17 protein-coding genes are annotated in these 20,210 nt (G+C 69.1%); 6 read left to right on the plus strand and 11 right to left on the minus strand.

What is annotated here, in order from left to right:
- Window positions 1–5: 5 nt before the first annotated feature.
- From ACTOWK_RS16200 to ACTOWK_RS16220, 5 genes are all read right to left on the minus strand, one after another.
- Window positions 6–1,202, minus strand: a complete 1,197-nt coding sequence (locus ACTOWK_RS16200; RefSeq protein ID WP_441331148.1) for an EAL domain-containing response regulator — start codon at window positions 1,200–1,202, stop codon at window positions 6–8.
- A gap of 217 nt (window positions 1,203–1,419) precedes the next feature.
- Window positions 1,420–2,058, minus strand: a complete 639-nt coding sequence (locus ACTOWK_RS16205) for a tetratricopeptide repeat protein (RefSeq protein WP_441331149.1) — start codon at window positions 2,056–2,058, stop codon at window positions 1,420–1,422.
- Window positions 2,059–2,284: 226 nt separating this feature from the next.
- Complete coding sequence (locus tag ACTOWK_RS16210) at window positions 2,285–4,690, minus strand: family 20 glycosylhydrolase (RefSeq protein WP_441331150.1); 2,406 nt, start codon at window positions 4,688–4,690, stop codon at window positions 2,285–2,287.
- A gap of 194 nt (window positions 4,691–4,884) precedes the next feature.
- Window positions 4,885–7,572, minus strand: coding sequence for a TonB-dependent receptor (locus ACTOWK_RS16215; protein ID WP_441331151.1), 2,688 nt, complete (start codon window positions 7,570–7,572; stop codon window positions 4,885–4,887).
- Window positions 7,573–7,773: 201 nt separating this feature from the next.
- A complete protein-coding gene (locus ACTOWK_RS16220; protein WP_441331152.1) occupies window positions 7,774–8,862 on the minus strand; it encodes a glucokinase in 1,089 nt (362 codons plus the stop codon).
- 407 nt (window positions 8,863–9,269) lie between these two features.
- Between ACTOWK_RS16220 and ACTOWK_RS16225 the strand changes: the two genes are divergently transcribed.
- The 6 genes from ACTOWK_RS16225 (at window position 9,270) to ACTOWK_RS16250 (ending at window position 16,235) form a co-directional block, all read left to right on the plus strand.
- Window positions 9,270–10,589 (plus strand): sugar MFS transporter, encoded by a 1,320-nt coding sequence (locus tag ACTOWK_RS16225; protein WP_441331153.1) that lies wholly within the window; start codon window positions 9,270–9,272, stop codon window positions 10,587–10,589.
- 347 nt (window positions 10,590–10,936) lie between these two features.
- The gene (locus tag ACTOWK_RS16230) at window positions 10,937–11,746 is read left to right on the plus strand and encodes a lysophospholipid acyltransferase family protein (protein WP_031373115.1); all 810 of its coding nucleotides are present in this window, start codon (window positions 10,937–10,939) and stop codon (window positions 11,744–11,746) included.
- 7 nt (window positions 11,747–11,753) lie between these two features.
- Window positions 11,754–12,743, plus strand: a complete 990-nt coding sequence (locus tag ACTOWK_RS16235) for a YheT family hydrolase (protein ID WP_441331210.1) — start codon at window positions 11,754–11,756, stop codon at window positions 12,741–12,743.
- A 160-nt stretch (window positions 12,744–12,903) separates the two neighbouring features.
- Complete coding sequence (locus tag ACTOWK_RS16240) at window positions 12,904–14,979, plus strand: tetratricopeptide repeat protein (RefSeq protein ID WP_441331154.1); 2,076 nt, start codon at window positions 12,904–12,906, stop codon at window positions 14,977–14,979.
- 61 nt (window positions 14,980–15,040) lie between these two features.
- Window positions 15,041–15,667, plus strand: coding sequence for a YbhB/YbcL family Raf kinase inhibitor-like protein (locus tag ACTOWK_RS16245; protein ID WP_441331155.1), 627 nt, complete (start codon window positions 15,041–15,043; stop codon window positions 15,665–15,667).
- A gap of 94 nt (window positions 15,668–15,761) precedes the next feature.
- Window positions 15,762–16,235: an RDD family protein gene (locus tag ACTOWK_RS16250; RefSeq protein WP_441331156.1), complete on the plus strand. Its 474-nt coding sequence runs from the start codon at window positions 15,762–15,764 to the stop codon at window positions 16,233–16,235.
- A gap of 22 nt (window positions 16,236–16,257) precedes the next feature.
- On the opposite strand, the gene ACTOWK_RS16255 is transcribed toward ACTOWK_RS16250, so the two are convergent.
- The 6 genes from ACTOWK_RS16255 to ACTOWK_RS16280 all read right to left on the minus strand — a co-directional run bounded on the left by ACTOWK_RS16255 (window position 16,258) and on the right by ACTOWK_RS16280 (window position 20,201).
- Window positions 16,258–17,112: a DUF4377 domain-containing protein gene (locus ACTOWK_RS16255; RefSeq protein ID WP_441331157.1), complete on the minus strand. Its 855-nt coding sequence runs from the start codon at window positions 17,110–17,112 to the stop codon at window positions 16,258–16,260.
- A gap of 88 nt (window positions 17,113–17,200) precedes the next feature.
- Complete coding sequence (locus ACTOWK_RS16260) at window positions 17,201–17,593, minus strand: DUF4377 domain-containing protein (protein ID WP_441331158.1); 393 nt, start codon at window positions 17,591–17,593, stop codon at window positions 17,201–17,203.
- Window positions 17,590–18,138: an META domain-containing protein gene (locus ACTOWK_RS16265; RefSeq protein ID WP_441331159.1), complete on the minus strand. Its 549-nt coding sequence runs from the start codon at window positions 18,136–18,138 to the stop codon at window positions 17,590–17,592. The genes ACTOWK_RS16260 and ACTOWK_RS16265 overlap by 4 nt, the downstream gene beginning before the upstream one ends.
- 125 nt (window positions 18,139–18,263) lie before the next feature.
- A complete protein-coding gene (locus ACTOWK_RS16270; protein ID WP_441331160.1) occupies window positions 18,264–18,818 on the minus strand; it encodes a hypothetical protein in 555 nt (184 codons plus the stop codon).
- 37 nt (window positions 18,819–18,855) lie between these two features.
- Window positions 18,856–19,347 (minus strand): DUF2750 domain-containing protein, encoded by a 492-nt coding sequence (locus ACTOWK_RS16275; RefSeq protein ID WP_441331161.1) that lies wholly within the window; start codon window positions 19,345–19,347, stop codon window positions 18,856–18,858.
- A gap of 47 nt (window positions 19,348–19,394) precedes the next feature.
- A complete protein-coding gene (locus ACTOWK_RS16280; RefSeq protein WP_441331162.1) occupies window positions 19,395–20,201 on the minus strand; it encodes an undecaprenyl-diphosphate phosphatase in 807 nt (268 codons plus the stop codon).
- Between the last annotated feature and the right edge of the window lie 9 nt (window positions 20,202–20,210).

The raw sequence follows: 20,210 nt of genomic DNA on the forward strand, positions 1-20,210 counted from the left end.
GCGCTTCAATGTTCGGGCCGGCGCCAGCGGCCGAGCAGGGCCGGCAGCTCTTCGCCCGGCACCGCATCGCCGATCAGCCGGCCCTGGGCGATCGCGCAGCCCAGTTCGGCCAGCATCTGCCAGTCTTCGACGGTCTCCACGCCTTCGGCGACCGCATCCAGGCCGAGCTTGCGCGCCAGGTCCAGGCTGGCCTCGACCACCGCGCGCTTGCGCGGTTGCTGGCTGGCGCCGGCGATGAATTCCTGGTCGATCTTCAATTCGGTGAACGGCACCTGCGAGAGTTGCGACAGCGACGACCAGCCGGTGCCGAAGTCGTCGATCGACAGGCCGAAGCCCTTCAGGCGCAGGCGCGCAAGCACGCCGAGCCCGCGCGCAGCATCGGCGATCAGCGAGCTTTCGGTGAGTTCGAGCACGACCTCGGACGGGTCGACGCCGGCCTCGCGGACGATGCGCTGATAGCGGTCGGCGGCGCCGGCATCGTCGAGGGTCGAGGCGGAGACGTTGACCGACAGCTTCAGGCGCAGCCCGCTGCGGTCCCACTGGCGTTTCCAGTGGCAGGCCTGGCCGAGCATCTGTTCGGTGAGTTCGTCGACCAGGTCTTCGCTTTCCAGCAACGGCAGGAAATGCTGCGGCAGCACCACGCGGCCGTCGCTGCGGGGCCAGCGCGCCAAAGCCTCGACGCCGATCGCGCGGCCGTTGCCGAGTTCGACCTGCGGTTGGAACCAGGGCACGATCTCGCCGGCCGCCAAAGCCGCGCGCAGGCTGTCGAGGCCGATCTCGCCGGGGTCGTCGTCGGCGACCGCGGCGGCCACCCGTTCCAGGCCGGCCAGGGCCTGGGCGAGCTTGGCCCGGGTCAGCGGCTTGGGCACCGCCTCCAGCACGCGCAGGCCGCAGGCGCGGGCCATGGTCTGGACGGTGTGGAGCAGGGCCGCGTCGAGCGCGCTGACCACCAGGATCGCGCGGGCCAGGTGTTCGCGGGCGAGATGATCGATGAACTCGATGCCGTCCATGCCCGGCATGTCCAGGTCGACCAGCACCACGTCCGGCACCTGCGACAGCGAACGCAACAGGCGCAGGGCCGAAGCGCCGTCGCCGGCCTCGTGCAGGCGGACGACACCGAGTTCGGACAACAGGCGCAGCGCCATGCGGCGTTGGAAGCCGTGGTCTTCGACCACCACCACGCTCAATAGCGAAAGAGACATCCGATCCTCGGCTGCGACGGCGCATCGACAGACCGACGTCGTCGAGCGAACGCGCGGCTGCGGACGGCCGACTGTAGCCGTGTACACAGTCGAACGGAAACCACGGCGACGAACGGTCGCGGTGAGGGTTTTCGCAACAAAAAAGCGGCGCGGCATCACGCCGCGCCGCTGCTTTCGCGCAGGCCGGGCGTGGCGCCCGGCGCTGTCTTGCGCGGCCTTACGGCCAGCGCGGCGGGTTCTCGGCCCAGGCCTGTCGCACCTGGGCGAGGGTGGCGCGGTCGCTGTCGCGCCACGCCGGCAACAACTCGGCGTAACGCGAGCTGTCGCGCCACAGGTCCGGCTCGCTGCGCACCGCGGCGGCATACCACTCCACCGCCTCGTCCTTGCGTCCCAGCGACCACAGCGCGACCGCGTAGGTCGGCGGCATCCATGCGGCGCTGACGTTGCGCGCGCCGTGCAGGATCGTCCAGTACTTGAACGCCTCCTCGTGGGCGCCGAGGTGATACAGATCCCAGGCGTAGTTCCACATGATCGCGCGCCAGTAGGTGCTGCCGCTGTCGATCTCGCGCAACGCCCGCGCATACAGCTGGCGCGCCAGCTCGGTGCGGCCGCTTTCCATCGCCAGGTGGGCGAGTTGGGCGGCCTCGTTCGGCGCGTGCGCCTTGCGCTCGACGATCTTGGCCAGCCGTTCCATGGCGGCGTCGCCGGTCTCTTTGATCGCGACCACCGGCTTGGTGGTCTGAGCGTCGGCGTCGAAATAGAACTCACCCGGCTTCGACAGAGCCTGGGCGCCGGCGGAGCCGGATACCACGGCGGCGGCGAGCGCCGCAGCCAACAACAACTTGCGAATAGGCATGTTTATAGATCCCCCTGGAACCCCTACATGCTAACCGCTGCGATGCACAATCCATGAATCCGCGCACATAATTTATTTGACGCAAGCGGGCGAATAGCGTGATAGCACCGGGCGATATCGCCCGCTTGCGACCGGGTCCGCCATCCCCGGCGGACACGGATGGGCAGCAGCGGTCGGCGGACGCGCGCCGCCGCGGTCGCCGCGGCGGAGCGCAGGGCCCGGCCGGTCAGTCGGCGGCGGGGCGCAGGGTCACGCGGTCGAGCGCCCACAGCGGGTCGTGGCCGCCGCTGGCGAAGACGAAACACAGGTCGTGGCGGCCGGCGAGCTTGGGCAGGGCGGCCTGCAGCGTGCTCAGACCGTCCGAACGCTTGGCCTCGGCCAGCGGCAGGCGCGCGATCGGTGCGCTCTTGCAGTCGTCGACGCGCACTTCCAGGGCGCCGCCGAGCTCGGCCTTGCGGGTCACGATGTTCTTGGTGTCGTGCCAGAGCTGGAAGTTGTAAGGCACCTGGCCGACCCGGACCTCGATCCGGCCGACCCCGTCGAGGCGGGCGCCTTCGTAGATCCAGCACGGGTCGATCAGGTTGGCGGTCAGCGAGGCGCGGGCGCCGTCGCCCTTGCCTTCGATCGCCGCATCGTCCTCCAGGCGCAGGTTGTAGCCCTCGCGGCAGGGCCGCAGGCCGGCGCTGGTGCGGGTGCTCAGGTCGGCCAGGTCGCGGGCACTGAAACGGCGCGGCGCGGAAATCGCCTTGCCCTCGACGAAGGTGGTCGCGACCACGTCCAGCGGCAGGGCCGCGGCGAGCGGCTGCTGGTACAGCGGGGCATCGACGCCGGGGTCCTGGCCGTCGGTGCGGTAGCGGATCTCGCCGAATCCGGTCTGGTTGCTCAGCGCCAGCCTCGGCGCGGCGCCGTCGGCGCCGTCCTCGACCTTGAACTTGACCGCGTAGGCGACGTCGGAGGCCTTCACGTCCTGGGCGCGGTAGCGCGCCATCTGCGCGGCCAGGCGCTGTTGGAAGTCGTTCCAGTCGATCCGCGCCTGCGGCGACCAGACCACTTCCGCCAATGCATCCAGGCGCGGGTACAGCGCGGTCTGGATGCGCTCGAAGCTACGGCGATGCTCGCTCCACAGATTGGCCTGGGCGCCGAGCACGTGCCGGCCCTGGGCTGCGTCGAGCTCGGCCGGCACCACCGAGAACTGATAGAAGTCGCGCAGGGTGCTGATCGGGAAGCGCCCGCTCGGCTCGTCGTCGCGGTCGCTCTGGACGTAGTCGAGGTAGAGCTGGCGGTCCGGCGCGACGATCACGTCGTGGCCTTCGCGCGCGGCTTCGACCGCGCCCTTGGTACCGCGCCAGGACATCACCGTCGCGCTCGCCGGCAGCTTGCCGCCTTCGAGGATTTCGTCCCAGCCGAGCAGGATGCGGTCGTGCTTCTGCAGGTGGCCGGCGATGCGGCCGACGAACCAGCTCTGCAGCGCCATCTCGTCCTTGAGCCCGAGCGACTTGATCTTGGCCTGCACGCTCGGCGAGGCGATCCACTGGTCCTTGGCCGCCTCGTCGCCGCCGATGTGGATGTAGCGCGACGGGAACAGCCCGGCGACTTCGTCGAGCACGTTCTCGAGGAAACCGAAGGTCGCGTCGTCGACGCCGTACAGATAGGTGTGCACGCCCCAGTCCGGCGACACCGGCGGCGCGTTGCGCACGACGTCGCCGACGCCGAGTTCGGGATAGGCGGCGATCGCCGCCTGCGCGTGGCCGGGCATTTCGATTTCCGGGACCACGGTGATGTGGCGCTCGGCGGCGTAGCGCACGACGTCGCGGATCTGTTCCTGGGTGTAATAGCCGCAATAAGGTTTGGGTTTGCCCTCGGCATCGCGGCCGGCGGCGCCGGCGAGGATGCGGCAACCGCCGACCTCGGTCAGGCGCGGGTACTTCTTGATCTCCACGCGCCAGCCCTGGTCGTCGGTGAGATGCCAGTGGAAGGTGTTGAGCTTGTGCAGCGCCATCTGGTCGAGCACCGACTTGACCTCGTCGACGCTGCGGAAGTGGCGGGCGACGTCGAGCATCAGGCCGCGCCAGACGAAGCGCGGTGCGTCGTCGATGCGCTGCGCGGCGATGCTCGCCGCGCCCTTGCCGCCGTCGGCGGTGGCCAGCTGCCACAGGGTGACCGCGCCGTAGAACAGGCCGGCCGCGGCGCGCGCCTGCACGCGCACGCCGTCGCGGCCGATCTCCAGGGTGTAGGCCTCGTCGCCGCTGGCGGCGGACTTGGGGTCGAGCGCGAACACGATCGCATCGGCGCCGGGCTTGCCGCCGCTGTCGATGCTCGGCGCGAAGCCGCGCAGCTGCCGGACGCGCGCGGCGAAATCCTCGGCGACGCGCCGCGCGGCGGCATCGTCGGCGGCGACCACCAGGCGGGTCTGCGGCCCGAACACGAACCGCCCTTCGCCGGCGACGACCTGCGCCGGCCGCGGAATCACCGCCGTTGTGTGCGCGGCGACCGCCGGTTCGGCGCCGCTCGCGGCAGTGGAGGTGGCGTCGGTCGAGCTGGAGCCGGCCGGCGGGGTCGTGTTCTGGCAGGCGGCCAGTCCGATCGCCGCGGCACTGGCCAGGGCCAGGTTCCAGGCGGTACGCGTCTTCATCGTTGCGCTGCTCCGTTCGTGGCCGGCGTGCGTGGAGGCGCGCCGGCGGTGTCAGTGTGCGGTGCTCAATGCGGCGAAGCCCGGCAGGGTGAGTGCCGGGCTCCGGGTACGAAGCGCCGGCGGGATCGAAGCGATCCCGGCGGCGTTGCCACGCGTCCGGCCTTGCGGCCGGCGCGTGCGGGTTGCGGTGCGGATCAGAAGTTGAACCGGAACGCGGCCATGTAGCGGCGGCCGCTGTGGTAGGTACCGACCGGCTTGCTCTTGCTGCCGGAGTACTGCACGTACTCCTCGTCGAGGATGTTCATCGCGTCGAACGACAAGGCCATGTTCTCGTTGAACTTCCAACCCACGCTGGCGCCGAGTTCCGAGTAGGCGTCCACGCTCGCCGGCGCCGCGCCGGCCACGTAGCCGCCGGCCAGGTAATGGCTGCGCCAGTTGTAGGACAGGCGCACGGTCAGCGGGCCGCTCTCGTAGTACGGGCTGATCGCGACGCTGTCGCGCGACTGGTACGGCAGCGGGTCGCCGGTGTTGTTCTCGCCGTCGGCGTAGGTGTAGTTCGCGGTCAGGCCGAAGCCGGTGTCGGCGAACGGCTGCTGGTAGCTGACGTTGAAGCCCTTGACCTTGCCCTTGCCGGCGTTGCGCGGACGCTGGATGTCGTAATCGCAATAGCCGTCGCTGGTGCAGCCGTGGAAACCGACCAGGGTGGTGTCGAACACGACCCGGTTGGTGTCGCGGATCGAGTTGTACTGGCGTTCGATCCGGGCCGCGCTGTCGATGTAGTTGGAGATGTCCTTGTAGAACACCGACGCCGCCAACACCGACTGCTCGGCGAAATACCACTCGGCCGACAGGTTGAAGTTGGTCGACTCGTACGGCGACAGGTCGGCGTTGCCGCCGCTGCCGTTATACGTGGTGTCGTTGAGGAAGGTGTTGTTGACCATCTGGTTGTACGGCGCCCAGGCGATCACCTTGGCCGCGGCGAAGCGCAGCAGCACGTCGTTGCCGGTGTCGTAGACCACGTTCAGCGACGGCAGCACGAAGTCTTCCTTCTTCGACTTGGTCTTCCACTTGCTGGCCAGGTTGTCGAGGGTCGGCGCGCCGCCGTAGACGAAGCCGCTGGCGTCGGTCTTGGATTCGACGTAACGCAGACCGAAGTTGCCGCGCCAGGCGCCGCTAGCGAAATCGGCCTGCACATAGGCCGCGGTATTGGTCTGTTCCAGCGCCCAGGTGTTGTTGAGGAAGCCGGCCGGGTCGGGGTTGGCGAAGTTCAGCGGGCTGCCCTTGACCCAGTCGAGCACGTTGCCGCGGCCGACCTGGATGTGGCGTCCGTGGTCGTTGCTGAAACCGCGGATGTCGGTCAGGCCGACGGTGCCGACGTTCGCCAGGGTGCCGCGGTTGACCGGGCCGTAGATGTTGAGCTCGAACGACTCTTCATGCTTGGCGCGACGCACGCCGAACTGGAGGTTGTTGAACACGCTGTCGAACTCGACGTTGAAGTCGACCTGTCCGTAGGTGTCCTTGCTCTCGGTCGAGAACACGCCGTTGTTGCCCATCCAGCCGTTGACCAGGCCGCCCGACGGACCCCAGTTGGCCGGATTGCGCGCGGCGTCGGGGTTGTCGAAGGTGATGCCGCGGTCGATGTCCCAGCTGAAGCCGCCGTTGTAGACCGGCTCGATGAAGTACTGGGCGAGGTGCTTGTTCTCGGACTTGCTGCGGCCGATCTGGCCCTTGAAGCCCCAACCCTCGCCGTCGAACGCGGTGCGCAGGTCCAGGCCCTTGGTCTCGACTTCCGACTCGCGCACGTTGTTGTCGTACAGCACCGTGCCGCCGGTGGCATCGGCGTTGGCGTTGGAGTGGCCGCTGGTGACCACGCCGTTCTTCGCGTCGCCGAGGCGGTTGACCGCGGCGACGGTGCCGTCGTTCCAGGTCAGGAAGCTGTACAGCGACTGGTTGTAGTTGTCGAAGTTTTCCTTGATGTACAGGCCGCTGAGGTTGAACTCCCACTCGTCGCTCGGCTTGAACTGCAGGTTGACCACGGCGCTGTCGCGCTTGCGGTGCTGCTGGAACCAGGCGGCGTTGATCGAGTTCGGCACTTCCGCGTTCGGGTCGAGACCGGCGCGCGCGGCGTTGGCGAAGGTCGAGGCCTTCGCGTAGCCGAAGATTTCCAGGCCCTGGCGATCGACCTGCTCTTCGTAGTGCTGCGCGGCGACCGAGACGCCGAAGGTTTCTTCCGGGTTCTTCCAGCTGTACAGCAACGAAGCGCTGGGGCGGCCCTTGCTGCCCTGGTCGCTGTAGTTATAGCTGACCGAGCCGGCGACCGAGTTGGCGTCCATGTCGAGCGGCTGGCGGGTGTGCATGAGCACGGTGCCGCCGAGGCTGCCTTCGGTGATGCGCGCTTCCGACGACTTGATGATTTCCAGACGGCCGAGGATTTCCGGCGCGAGCAGGGTGTAGTCGAAACCGCGGTTCGGCTGTTCGCCGTACAGCCAGATCGCCTGCGCGACCGGATGGCCGTCGAGGAAGGTCAGGTTGAGGCTCGGGTCGGTGCCGTCGATGCTGACCCGCTCGCCCTGGCCGAAGCGGCGGTCGAGGGTGACGCCGGGAATCTGCGACATCGCTTCGGCGACGTTGGTGTTGGCGAACTTGCCGATGTCCTCGGCGGTGATCGCTTCCGACACGGTCACGTTGGCCCGCTTGGTATCGAGCGATTTTTCCAGACTCGCCCGGATGCCGGTGACGACGACGGTGTCGAGCTCGGTGGCGTCCGACGTTGCGGACGGGCTGGTTGCTGCCTGGGTGTCCTGGGCGGCCGCCAGGCCCGGACCGATACAGGTCAGGACCGCGACGATGCTGGCTGACAGGATGCTCTTGCGCGCTTTCATTACTGTTCCTCCCTCGGGCGGTGATGGCTCGGCGATCGACCGGGGAAAGCCGGTTCGTCGCGAAGTCCGGTTTGTCTTGTCTTGTTTGTCTTGGTGCAGCCGGTCGCGGCGACGCCGTTTCCGGTTTCGGTGTTGCCGCCTTCGATGCGAGGCCGCGGTTTCGCGCACGCGCCTTGCGCGCGTGCGCCTGAGGCCTTGCGCCTACTGCGTTTTTTGTTGGCGATTCGCCGGCGCCGTCGCGCCATCGCCGGGTTCGCTTTGCTGCGGGCCCTGCTCGTACTGGCCCGGCTCGTACTGACCATGTTCCAGATACCAGCTCGCCGCACCGATCACGCCGAGCCGTTCGTTCTCGATCAACCGCACCGGCACGCGTTCGAGCACCGGACGCATCGCGCCCTTGTCGAGCATGCGCGCGTGGAATTCGCTCTCGGGCACGAAGTCCTTGAGCTGGGGCAGGATGCCGCCGGCGATGAACACCGACTTGGCGCCGCTGATCACCGCCAGATCGCCGATCACGCTGCCGAGCAGCGCGCAGAACGTCAGCACCGCTTCGCGCGCGATCGCTTCGCCGCGCCGCGCCGCTTCGGTGATCGCAGCCGGCGCACGCAGCGACGGCTCGACGCCGTTGAGCGTGCACAGCGCGCTATACAGGTTGACCAGGCCGGGACCGGAGACGAAATACTCGGTCGGCACGTGGGTCTGGCCGCGTTGCTGGGCCAGGCTCAGCATTTCGACTTCGCGCGAATTGCCCGGCGCGAAAGCGGTGTGGCCGGCTTCGGTCGGCAGCACCACGGTGGTCTTGCCGTGCGGAATGCGCACCGCCGCGCCGAGGCCGGTGCCGGGGCCGATCACCAGCACCGGGCCGGGCGTCGACTCGCTGACGCCGGGCGTGAGCAGGGTCGAATCGTTCGGCGCCATGCACTGGGCGGCGTTGGCGTTGGCCTGGAAATCGTTGATGACCAGCACCTGGCGCAGGCCGAGTTCGCGGCGCAGTTCCGACAGCGAGATTCGCCACGGCAGGTTGGAATTGATGACCTGGTCGTCGAGCACCACGCCGGCGGAGGCGATCACCACGCGGTCGATGCCGACGCCGTTGCTGGCGATGAACTCGGCCAGGATCGCGGCCAGGCTCGGGTAATCCGCGCAGACGTACTTGCGGTGGGCGAGCACGGTCACGGTGGACTCGCCGCCGTTGCCGGGACGGACCAGGCCGACCCGGGTATGGGTGCCGCCGACGTCGGCGGCGATGAACTGGGGCGTGGCCGTATTCAGCCGTGCAGCCGCACTCATGCGCAGGCTCCGGCGACGGCGGTCGGTGCACCGGCGTGTGTGTTCATGATGCGTCCCCGCAAGGACATCGACGACGTCCCGTTCCATTCCCACTGCATGCGCCCTCCGCGGCTGCCGGTGTGTTTCCCCTTGGCGGCGCCGAGAGTGCTCTGGGTTTGACAACGTTGTCAACAAGTTCGCGCCAATGTGTCTCCCAGGCCACAAAACCGGGTTTCGGCGCCCGGATTATTGATGCGCCGCAACATGGCGGCGCGCGCGCAAGATCACGGTTTGGCGGGCTTCTTGGCCTTGTGGCTGGTATGCAGGAGCGACTTGTGACAACGTTGGGCCGACGCTTGTCGTGCCGGTCATCCGGATGACCAGCGGGACGTGGCGGGCGGTACCCGCTGCTCTGGGAGGGGAGTCTCATGTCGGTTTCCAACGCCAGCGCTCGGCCGCGTCACCTGGGTTCGATCGCGATCATCGGCGCGCTGTTCTTCGTGTTCGGTTTCGTCACCTGGCTCAACGGCCCGTTGATCACCTTCGTCAAATACCGGTTCGAGTTGAACGACTTCAACGCGTTCCTGGTGCTGACGGTGTTCTATCTGTCCTACCTGTTCCTGGCCTTGCCGGCATCGAGCATCCTCAAGCGCACCGGCATGAAGAAAGGCATGTCGCTGGGTCTGTTCGTGATGGCGATCGGCGCCTTCGCTTTCGGCGAATTCGTCCTGCGCGGTTCCTACCCGGGCGCGCTGGCCGGACTGTTCACCATCGGCGCGGGCCTGGCGATCCTGCAGACCGCAGCCAATCCCTACATCAGCATCCTCGGCCCGATCGAAGGCGCGGCGCAGCGCATCGCGGTGATGGGCATCTGCAACAAGATCGCCGGCGCACTGGCGCCGTTCGCGTTCGCGACCCTGGTCCTGGCCGGCATCAACAAGTTCGATGCGCAGCTCGCCGCGGCCACCCCGGCCGGGCGCCAGACCCTGCTCGACGAATTCGCCGCGAAAGTGCACGTGCCCTATGTCGCGATGGCCGCCGTGCTGGCGGTGTTGGCGGGGTTGCTGCTGCGCTCGCCGTTGCCGGAAATCCGCGCCGAGGACGTCAACGCGACCCCGGCCGACAGCGGCAGCGGCCGCAAGAAGAGCCTGGCGCATTACCCCCACGTGTGGCTCGGCGCCCTGTGCATCTTCGTTTATGTCGGCGCCGAAGTGATGGCCGGCGATGCGATCGGCACTTACGGCGCGGCCCTGGGCCTGCCGCCGAGCGAGACCAGCTTCTTCACCACCTTCACCCTGATCGCGATGCTGGTCGGCTACCTGGTCGGGCTGGTGGTGATTCCGCGTTTCGTCAGCCAGCAGAAATATCTTGCGGTCTCGGCCGTGCTCGGCATCGCCTTCACCGTCGGCGCGTTCTTCACCAAGGGCTATGTCTCGGTCGGCTTCGTCGCCGCGCTGGGTTTCGCCAACGCGATGATGTGGCCGGCGATCTTCCCGCTCGCGATCGAGGGCCTGGGGCGTCTGACCGAACGCGGTTCGGCCCTGCTGGTGATGGGCATCGCCGGCGGCGCGGTGATCCCGCAGCTGTTCGCGGCGCTCAAGCAGCACTTCGACTTCCAGCTGGTGTTCCTGCTGCTGATGGTGCCGTGCTACCTGTACATCCTGTACTTCGCCAAGGCCGGGCATAAGGTCGGCCTGGCCCATCGGGCGACGGCTTCGGCCACCGCCACGGCCGCGGTTTCGAACTGAGGCCGGCCTGGCGCGCGTCCCCTCGTACTGCCGCAGGCGCAGTGCGAGGGGCGACCCGCTTGGTCGATGCGGCGTGGAGCGGTCGGGCGAGCGCTTCGCTCGATCCCGAGTCGTTGCACTAATCCGGCTCAGGCCAGCCCCAATCGAAGGCCCGTTCAAGCGCCGCATTCAGGGCGGCCGCTTCGCCTGCGTACCCGCGGCGATCCGGCGCTCTGGCCGAGCCCGCGACCTCTGATGCCCGCGCTCGTGCCCGAACGAGCGGTCACTTTTCACCGCCGGATCGAAAACCCGGCATCCGTCGCAATCGCCGCTGGCCGCTGCGACGGCGCTTCGGTATCGTGCACACAATGAATGCGCCGCCTCCCCACGCCGGCGCGGTCGCGCCTACGGGTGCGTCGACCGCGCGCGCGCTGCGTTACTTGATTCGTGTGCCTCTGCTGCTCTGGCATGTGCTCGTCCACTTGCCGCTCGTGCTGCTGCTGACCACGCCCTTGACCACCCGCATTCCGGTCGGTGGCGGCGAAACCCTGGGCCATCGCCTGATCCGCGCCTGGTCGGCCGGGCTCATGCACGTGTTCGGTTTCCGCCTGCGCCGCGTCGGCACGCCGCTGCCGGGGGCGACCTTGTTCGTCGCCAACCACGTCAGCTGGATCGACATCGAGACCCTGCACAGCCAGCGCATGATGGGCTTCGTGGCCAAGCGCGAAATCGAGAGCTGGCCGGTGGTCGGCTGGCTGGCGGCGCGCGGCGAGACCATCTTCCACCACCGCGGCAATACCGAGTCGCTCGGCGGCGTGCTGCACGAGATGCTCGCGCGCCTGCGCGCCGGGCGCTCGGTCGGCGTGTTCCCCGAAGGCGGTACGCGCGGCGGCGGCGAGATCGGCCCCTTCCATGCGCGCATCTTCCTGGCCGCGGTCGAGGCCAACGTGCCGGTGCAGCCGGTCGCGCTGCGCTACGGCGAACGCGGCAACGCCCAGTCGGTGGTCGCGTTCCAGGGCAAGGAAAGCTTCTTCGCCAACTTCCTGCGCCTGCTCGGCGAGCCCGGTTGCGTCGCCGAGATCCATTTCCTGACCCCGATCGGTCCCGGCGAAGCCGATGGCCGCCGCCGCATCGCCGACCTGGCGCGGCAGCGCATCGTCGAGGCGATGGCGAGCTGAGGCCATGCTGACCGCAGCCGACTACGCGCCTCCACGCTGGCTGAGGAACGCGCACGTCCAGTCGGCGCTGGGCTCCAGCCCGCTGCGCCGGCGTCGCGCCGAGCAACGCTTCGCCCAGATCGGCGCGCAGACCACCGAACACCTGATCGACGCCAGCGACGGCGTGCGCCTGCACGGCCTGCACAGCGCCGTGCCCGGTACTGTCGCGCGCGGGCTGGTGATGTTGCTGCACGGCTGGGAAGGCAGCGCCGATTCCAACTACATGCGCCTGACCGCGGCGCAGTTGCTGGCGCGCGGCTTCGAGGTGTTCCGGCTCAATTTCCGCGACCACGGCGACACCCACCACCTCAACGAAGGCCTGTTCCACTCCAACCGCATCGACGAGGTGGTGCAGGCCACGGCCGAAATCGCGCGCCGCTTTCCGTTGCGGCCGTTGTCGGTCGCCGGTTATTCGCTGGGCGGCAATTTCGCCCTGCGCCTGGCCTTGCGCGCGACCGAGGCCGGCCTGCCGCTGGCCCACGTCGCCGCGGTCTGCCCGGTGCTCGATCCGGCCCGGACCATGGACTCGATGGAATCCGGCCTGCCGCTGTACCTGTGGTACTTCGAGCGCAAATGGCGCGACTCGCTGGCGCGCAAGCGTGCCCTGTTCCCGGCGCTGCACGACTTCGACGACCGCACCCTCGGCCTGAGCATGCGGCCGCTAACCCAATGGATGGTCGAGCGGCATACCGACTTCGGCACCCTCGACCGCTATTTCGACGGCTACTCGATCGCCGGCCAGCGCATGGCCCGGCTGGAAATACCGGTCAGCATCCTGATGGCCGCCGACGACCCGGTGATACCGGTCGCCGGTTTCCAGGAACTGGTCCTGCCCGAACACGCACGCGTGGAAATCGCGCCCTGGGGCGGGCACTGCGGCTTCCTCGAGAACGCCCAGCTCGACGGCTTCGCCGAGCGCTGGATCGCCGACCGCCTGAGCGCCTGCGCCTCGGCCTGAGCCTCGGCGTGAGCCCGGCGTCGCGGCCGCGCCGCGAGCGGTTCGTCGGCGGCGGCGGACGGCCCGCGTGCGCGCATTGCGGCACGAGCCCGGGGCCGGGCCGGGAAAACCGGCGCGGCCCGCCTACAATTGCGGTTCTCATCCCACCCGAAGCACACGAATGTACGAACCCATCCTCGACGCCCTGCGCCGCGGCGCCGCCGCGGAGGCGTTGTCCGCCGCCGAGCAGGCCGTGGCCGCCGACCCGCAAGACGCCGGCGCGCATCGCCTGCACGCCGCCGCGCTGCGCCTGAGCGGCGAACGCGAAGGCGCCGTCGCCGCGCTCGACCGCGCGCTGGGCCTGACCCCCGAGGATGCGCAGCTGCATCTGGAACGCGCCGGCGCGCTGCTCGACGGCCGCCAGCTCGACGAGGCCCAGGCTGCGCTGGCCACCGCGATCGGGCTCGACCCCAACCAGTTCCCGGCCTACATCGTCAAAGCTCACCTGGCGATCGCGCGCGGCGACCTCGACGAAGCCGAGCGCCTCGGCCGCACCGCGGCGCGCATCGCCCCGGGCCATCCGCAGGTCGCTGCAGTCGAAGGTTCGCTGGCGCTGCGCCGTGGCGACGCCGACCGCGCTCTGGCGGTGCTCAGCCATGCCGCCTCGCTGGCGCCGGAAGACGCGCAGATCATCCATGCGCTGGCCTTCGCCTATCTCGCCAAGGGCCATCTGGCCTTCGCCGAGCAGGCTTTCCTGACCCTCGCCGAGCGCCAGCCCGACCAGCCCACCCTGCAGTTGATGATCGCCGACCTGATGCGCCGCCAGCAGCGCTTCGGCGAAGCCGCCGACCGCGTCGCCGCGGTGGCCCAGCGCGACGACGCCGGCTTCGGCGTGCAGCGTTGGCTCGGCGAGCTCGAACTCGACGCCGGCCGTCCCGAGCGCGCGCTGCCGGCGCTGCGTTCGGCGCTGGCCATCCTTCCCGACGACCCGCGCACCCTCAACGCGATCATGGAAGCCTGGCGCCGCCTCGACGATGTCGACGATGCGCGCCGCACCCTCGAATCCGCGCTCGCCACCCACGCCGACCTGCCCAACCTGTGGCGCGCGCGCCTGGCCCTGGAGCCGTTCGCCGAGGCCGGCTCGATCGAAGTCATCGAACGCTGGCAGCAGGCCATGCCCGGGCACCTGGGCGCGCTCGAAGCGCGCGCGGCGGTGCACGATCAGGTCGGCGAACACGCACAGGCCGAGGCCATCGCCCAGCGCATCGTCGAGCTGCATCCCGGCGACGTGCGCGCCGAGATGCGCATCGTCCAGGGCCTGGCGGAGACCGATCCCGACGCCGCCGCCGAACGCATCGAACGCCTGATCAGCCTGGCGCCCGATCCGCTGGTCAAGCGCGAGCTGCGCCAGTTGCTCGGCCGCGCCTTCGATCTGGCCGGCCAGCCCGAAGCCGCAGCCGCGACCTGGGCCGAGCTGCATGCCGAAGTCATCGACCAGCGCCTGCCGCGCAACACCCTCAGCCGCCGCAACGGCGCCGAGTGGCCGGCGATGGCGACGGTCGCCGACGGCACCCAGGGCATCCTGCTGCTGTGGGGCGCGCCGGGTTCGCGGGTCGAGCGCTTCGCCCAGATGCTCGGTGCGGTCGGTGCGCCGCTGCTGGTCGATCGCTACAGCGAACAGCCGCCGACCGATCCGATGCAGCGCTACGGCACGGTCGAGGAACTGCTCGCCGGCAGCCTCGACCCGGCGTTCCTGGTCAAGATGTACCGCGCCGCCTTGCCGGCGCGCGGCGCCGCCGAAGGCCCGGTGTTCGACTGGCTGCTGTGGTGGGACAACGCCCTGCTGCGCGCGCTGCGTCCGTATCTGCCCGAAGCGATGATGCTGATCGCGGTGCGCGACCCGCGCGACATGCTGCTGGACTGGCTGGCCTTCGGCAGCACCACGCCGTACGCGCTGGAAACGCCCGAGGCCGGCGCGCGCTGGCTGGCCCAGACTCTGGACCAGGTCGCCGACCTGCACGAACACAATCTGTTCCCGCACAACCTGGTCAAGCTCGACGAGATCGTCGACGACCCGGGCGCGCTCGCCCAGGCCGTCGCCGACACCTTGCGCATCCAGGTGTCGCTGCCGAACGATCTGTCGCTCGGCGGCGCGCGCCTGGCGCCGGGCCGCTGGCGCGAATACACCGGTCCGCTCGGCGATGCCTTCGCCCTGCTCAAGCCGGTCGCGCGCCGCCTGGGTTATTCGGAAAACTGAGCCCCTAGCCTTTCCACGACATGGACGGCGCGCCCGGCGCGCCGTCGATCAGGAGCACGACATGCGTATCCGCAGCAACAGTTTCGAACACGGCCAGCGCCTGCCGGCCGAGTTCGCCGCCGGCCAGCCGACCGCCGACGGTTTCGGCTTCGCCGCCAACCGCAATCCGCACCTGGCCTGGGACGGCGTGCCCGCCGGTACCCGTTCGTTCGCCCTGCTGTGCATCGACCCGGACGCGCCGACCGTGGCGGAAATGGTCGACCGCGACGACGTGCAGATCCCGGTCGACCAGGTGCGCGGCGATTTCTTCCATTGGGCGATGATCGATATCCCCGCCGCCGTCACCGAGATCGCCGCCGGCAGCTGCAGCGACGGCGTGACCGCGCACGGCAAGCAACACCCGGCCGGCCCCGCGGGCGCGCGTCAGGGCATCAACGACTACACCGGCTGGTTCGCCGGCAACCCGGACATGGCCGGCGACTGGTACGGCTACGACGGCGCTTTCCCGCCGCCGAACGACCTGCGCCTGCACCGCTATTTCTTCCGCATCTTCGCCCTCGACGTCGAGCGTCTCGAGGTCGGTGCGCGCTTCACCGCCGGGGACGTGTTGTACGCGATGCAGGGCCATGTGCTCGGCCAGGCCACGACCTATGCGACGTATGCGCTGAATCCGGCGGTCGCCGGCTGATCGACGGCGGCGCAGCGCGATTGCGGGCGCGCCGCCGGCTGGCTAGAGTCCGCCGAGGCGGCCCGCTTCGGGACCGACAGGGAGCCGCACCGACATGGACGACAACCCGTATGACGCACCGCGGACCGCGGTGCATTCGGACGAGCGGCTGGCAAAGCTGGAGCACGCCAGTCGCGGCCGCCGCTTCCTCAACTACGTCATCGACTTCGTCGCCTGCTCTGCGCTCGGTTTCGTGCTCGCCATCGCGGCTGCTCTATTCGGCGGGGAAGCCGCGCTGGCTTCGTTGGAAGAGCCGAGTTTCCTGCGCGACTACGCCCTCGGCATCGGCCTGATGCTGGTCTATTACATTCCGCTCGAAGGCATGTTCGGGGCGACCATCGGCAAGCTCATCACCGGCACCCGCGTGGTCGACGAACAGGGACGCCCACCGAGTTGGGGCCAGGTGATCGGACGCACGTTCGCGCGCCTGATCCCGTTCGAGCCGTTCACTGTGTTGTTCAGCGAGGACGGTCGTATCAGCGGCTGGCACGACCGCCTGCCGAAAACCCTGGTGGTGCGGACGCGCTGAGCGGCGCGTCCGCGGTAACGACTTACGACTTCGGCGCCGGCACCAATTCGCTCTCGACCACCATGTCGAGCACGTAGGCCACCGACGAGGCGTCGGCCGGCGGGTTCTTGATGTCGAACTTCTTGACCCGCACGACGTTGCGCACGCCGGCTTCGTGCTTATAGCCCTCGATGTCCTGGTACAGGAACTGCCACTCGCCGGGCGCCTGCGAGACGCCGTTGGCGTCGTAACTGCGTTCGCGCACCCACAGGCACTGGTGCTTGGGCATCAGCGGATGCGGGCAGGTGCGGCGCTGCGCGTCGACTTCGAAGAACATCGTCGTGCCGGCGCTGCCGTAGCGCGTTTGCGCGGTCGGCTCGCCGCTCAGGCTGAGCTTGCTGCCCGAAGCGGTGGTCAACAGCAGGCGCGGCTGCGGCGCCTCGCCTTCGATGGCGAACTTCGCGTTGCCTTCGAGCTGCTTGGCGATCTCGCTGTCCATCTGCATCAGGCGCTGGTCCTGGCAGGCCATCAGCGTGGTCTGGAATTGCTTGATCTCGATACGGTCGCCCTTCGCCACGTACATCGCGCCGACGTGGTTGCAACCGCCGGACACGCCGACGCGGTCCTTGACGAAGCTCAGTTGCAGGCCGTACTTGCCCTCGCGCTGGAGCGTGGCGATCGGCTTGCCGGCGCTGTCGGTGGCCGAGTCGAGATTCCACTTGTAGCCGCCCAGGTCGATGGCGGCCGCCGCCGGCGCGGCGGGGTCGGCCGTAGCGGCGGTGTCGCCGGCGGGCTTGGCGGCATCGCCATTGTTGTGGGTGGAAGGCGCGGCGCAGGCGGCCAGCAGGGCGAGCGACAGCGCGGCGGCGGAGAAAACCAGGGGGCGGGAGATAGTCATGGGGCGCGATGATCCAATGTTTGCTGCGAAGACAGGATCAACGGCCCTGCGCGAGCCATGGGGTTGGCCGCGTTCAGCCGCGGGTCGGTCAGGGCCGGTCATGAGCGACCGCTCCGCCTGCGCTGCCGTTCTCGTGGGTCGGTTCCGGCGTCCACGGCGTGGCGTAGTCCAGCGCATACGCACTGACGAGGCGGTCGCGCAGCCTCAGCGGGTAATGGCGCACACGCACGAGTTCGTGCGCCCCGGGTGGGTGGCGATAGCCCTCGATCGGCCCGTAGAAGCGTTGCCAATCCGAGGCCGACACCCGTCGGCCGAGGACGTAGTGCAGTTCGCGCACCCACAGGCAACCGGATGCGGCGGCCGGCAGGCCTTCGCAATCGACTTCTTTTGCCGCCACCTCGAGCGTCGTCTCGACCGGCTTGCTGCCCCACAGCGCATCCTGCGTCTGCAAGACCAACTGGGTGCCGTTACGGCTGGTCAAGCGCAGGCGCTGCCGCACGCCCTGGCCTTCCAGGCGGTAGCGGTAAGGCGAGAGCAGCTGTTCGTGGACCGCGATCGAAGTCGCCTGGGCAAGTGGGCTGGTACACCCAGGGCCTGCTGGGCCTCACCGGACACCTCGACGACGTCGCCGCGCAGGCGATAGTCGCCGCTCATTTCGCCGCAGTGTCCCTCGATGCTCACGCGGCCGTCGTCGCCGAACTCGAAATGGATCTGCGAAAACTCGTTCGATTGCAGCTCCGGCAGCGCGCGGCCGTCGGCGGTGGTGGCGAGCAGGATCTGCCAGCGATAGCCGGCCAGGCCTTGCGGGCCCGGATCCGGTTTCGGCGGTGGCGGGCGCTGGGTTGTCGCGGCCGGGCGCACGCCGCCCGGTTCGACCGCGCGCTCGGGCACGGTCGCCTCGGCCGCCTCGGTGTGGCCGGGCCGGCCGTCGCCGCCGCAGGCGGTCGGCGCGAACAGCAGTGCGGCGACCAGCGCTACCGGATGCACACGGCGGCAATCGACGGAAACGGAACAGGACGAGGGCATGAGGGCCTCCTTGGCCAGAGGGCACAGCCTGAGTCGTGCGTGTCGTTGCGCGCCATCGCCGCGGCTCGGGTAAACGCGAGTTCGGTCACGTTGTCGAAGAAGAAAACAGGTCGCGCGAACGCGCTTCAACGTGCCGGCGCGGCCGGCAGGCCGATCAGCTCCATGCGTGCGCCGTCGTCGGCGGCGACGCGCAGGATCGGTGCGCGGCCCTGGGTGTCGATGGAGAAGCGCGCGCCGATCAGGGGCTGGGCGAAAAAAGCGCGCTCCATCATTGCGCCGTGGCGGCAGCCTGCCACGGTCTGCACCGCGTCGATCCGTTGGTCGTGCACGATCCGTTCGCCTTCGATCCGATACGCACCGCCGGTGGTATTGCACACGCCCTTGAGTTCATACGCACCGTCGTCGCGAAAACGCGCCATCAGTCCACGTTTGCGCGCGCCGCGCAATTCGCGGACGCGATGGCCTTGCGCGTCGGTGGCCGTCAGCGGATACCAATCGAAGGCGCGCAACAGACCGGTTTGGGTCTGCGGCTGCGGATACGTCGGGACGGGGCGTTTCGATCCGGTGGAAGAAGCCTGCGCGCAGGCTGCGAGCGCCGCGACGAGCGCTACCGCAGAACAGGTTCGGTGCATGACGACTCCTTGTCGAAGAGGATGCGCCGCGAGCGCGATAATGCCCACAGCTCCTGGGCAAACGCGCCGTTGCGTCGTTCGGGGTTCAGCTCTTCGGCTTGGCGAACTTCTGCGCCAGCTCGCGCTGGGCGCGTTCCAGGTCGAGGCCGCCGTCGCCGTCGTCTTCCTGCTCGCTTTCATCGGCGAGCACCGCGTCGATATGCCCCAGCAGTTCCGCCGGGGTGACCACCGCGCACTGCATCGTGGTGTTCGGAAACACGCCGACGCCGAGGCCGGCCTCGGTCAGCGCCGGCGCGGCGTTGCTGCGCCAGGCGTCGAGCTCGCGCAGCACCGGCGCATAGCCCTTGAGGTTCGGCGCGGCCGCCAGGGCGGCGCGCGCGGTGCCGGTCGAGGGCCAGACCGGCAGCAGTTCCTGGCCATCGCCGTCGAACAGGGTCAGCACGAACTCGCCGGACTCGGCGACCCATAGCTGCCCGGTGTGCGCGATGGCGGCGACGAAGGCGGCGTAGCGTTCGGGCCCGGACAGCTGTGCGTAGTCGAGCAATTCCTGCTCGGCGGCGCGATCGGCTTCGTTCATGGCGGCGGCTCCTGCCGGTGGGGCGGTGCGATCAGGGGCGATGCGATTCAACTGCCGGACGGCATCAACAGCAACAGCGCGGCGCCGAACACGAAGCGGTAGATCGCGAACGCCGTGAAACGGTGGGTCTGGATATAGCGCAACAGCCACTTCACCGCGATGAAGGCGGTCACGGCCGAGGCGATGAAGGCCACACCGAGCGCGTTCCAGTCTTCGTTGGCGGCGGCGGGCGTGCCGAGCACCCCGAGCAGTTCGTAGCCGCTGGCCGCGAACATGGTCGGGATGCCGATCAGGAAAGTGAACTCGGTCGCCGCGGCGCGGCTGGTGGTGCCGGCGAGCAGGGCGATGAAGATCGTCGCGCCCGAGCGCGAGGTACCCGGGAACACGCCGGCGACGACCTGGGCGATGCCGACTAGGGTGGCGACGGCCCAGGTGATCTCGCTGCGTTCGCCGAGCGCGGCGGCGCGCTTGGCGGCGAAATGTTCGGCCGCGATCATCCACACGCCGCCCAGCACCAGCGCCCAGGCGATCGGAAGGACCTGGTCGGGCAAGGAGAAGCCGGCCTTCTTGACCGCGATGCCGAGCACCGCGGTCACCCCGAAGGCGAGGGCGAGCTTGAACAGGTAGTCGCGGTTGTCGCGCTGGCCGAAGCCGGTCGCCAACGTCCACAGCCGGCGCCAGTAAATGACGACCACGGCCAGGATCGCGCCGGCCTGGATCGAGATGTTGAACAGGTCGGAGCGGTGGCCGAGCCAGTGTTGCGCGATCAGCAGATGTCCGGTGCTGGAGATCGGCAGGAATTCGGTGATGCCTTCGATGATGCCGAGGAGCAGGGCGGCGAGCAGGTCGGTCATTAGGGGCGG

The organism is Lysobacter sp. CA196, assembly GCF_052078695.1.
GTDB lineage: Bacteria > Pseudomonadota > Gammaproteobacteria > Xanthomonadales > Xanthomonadaceae > Lysobacter.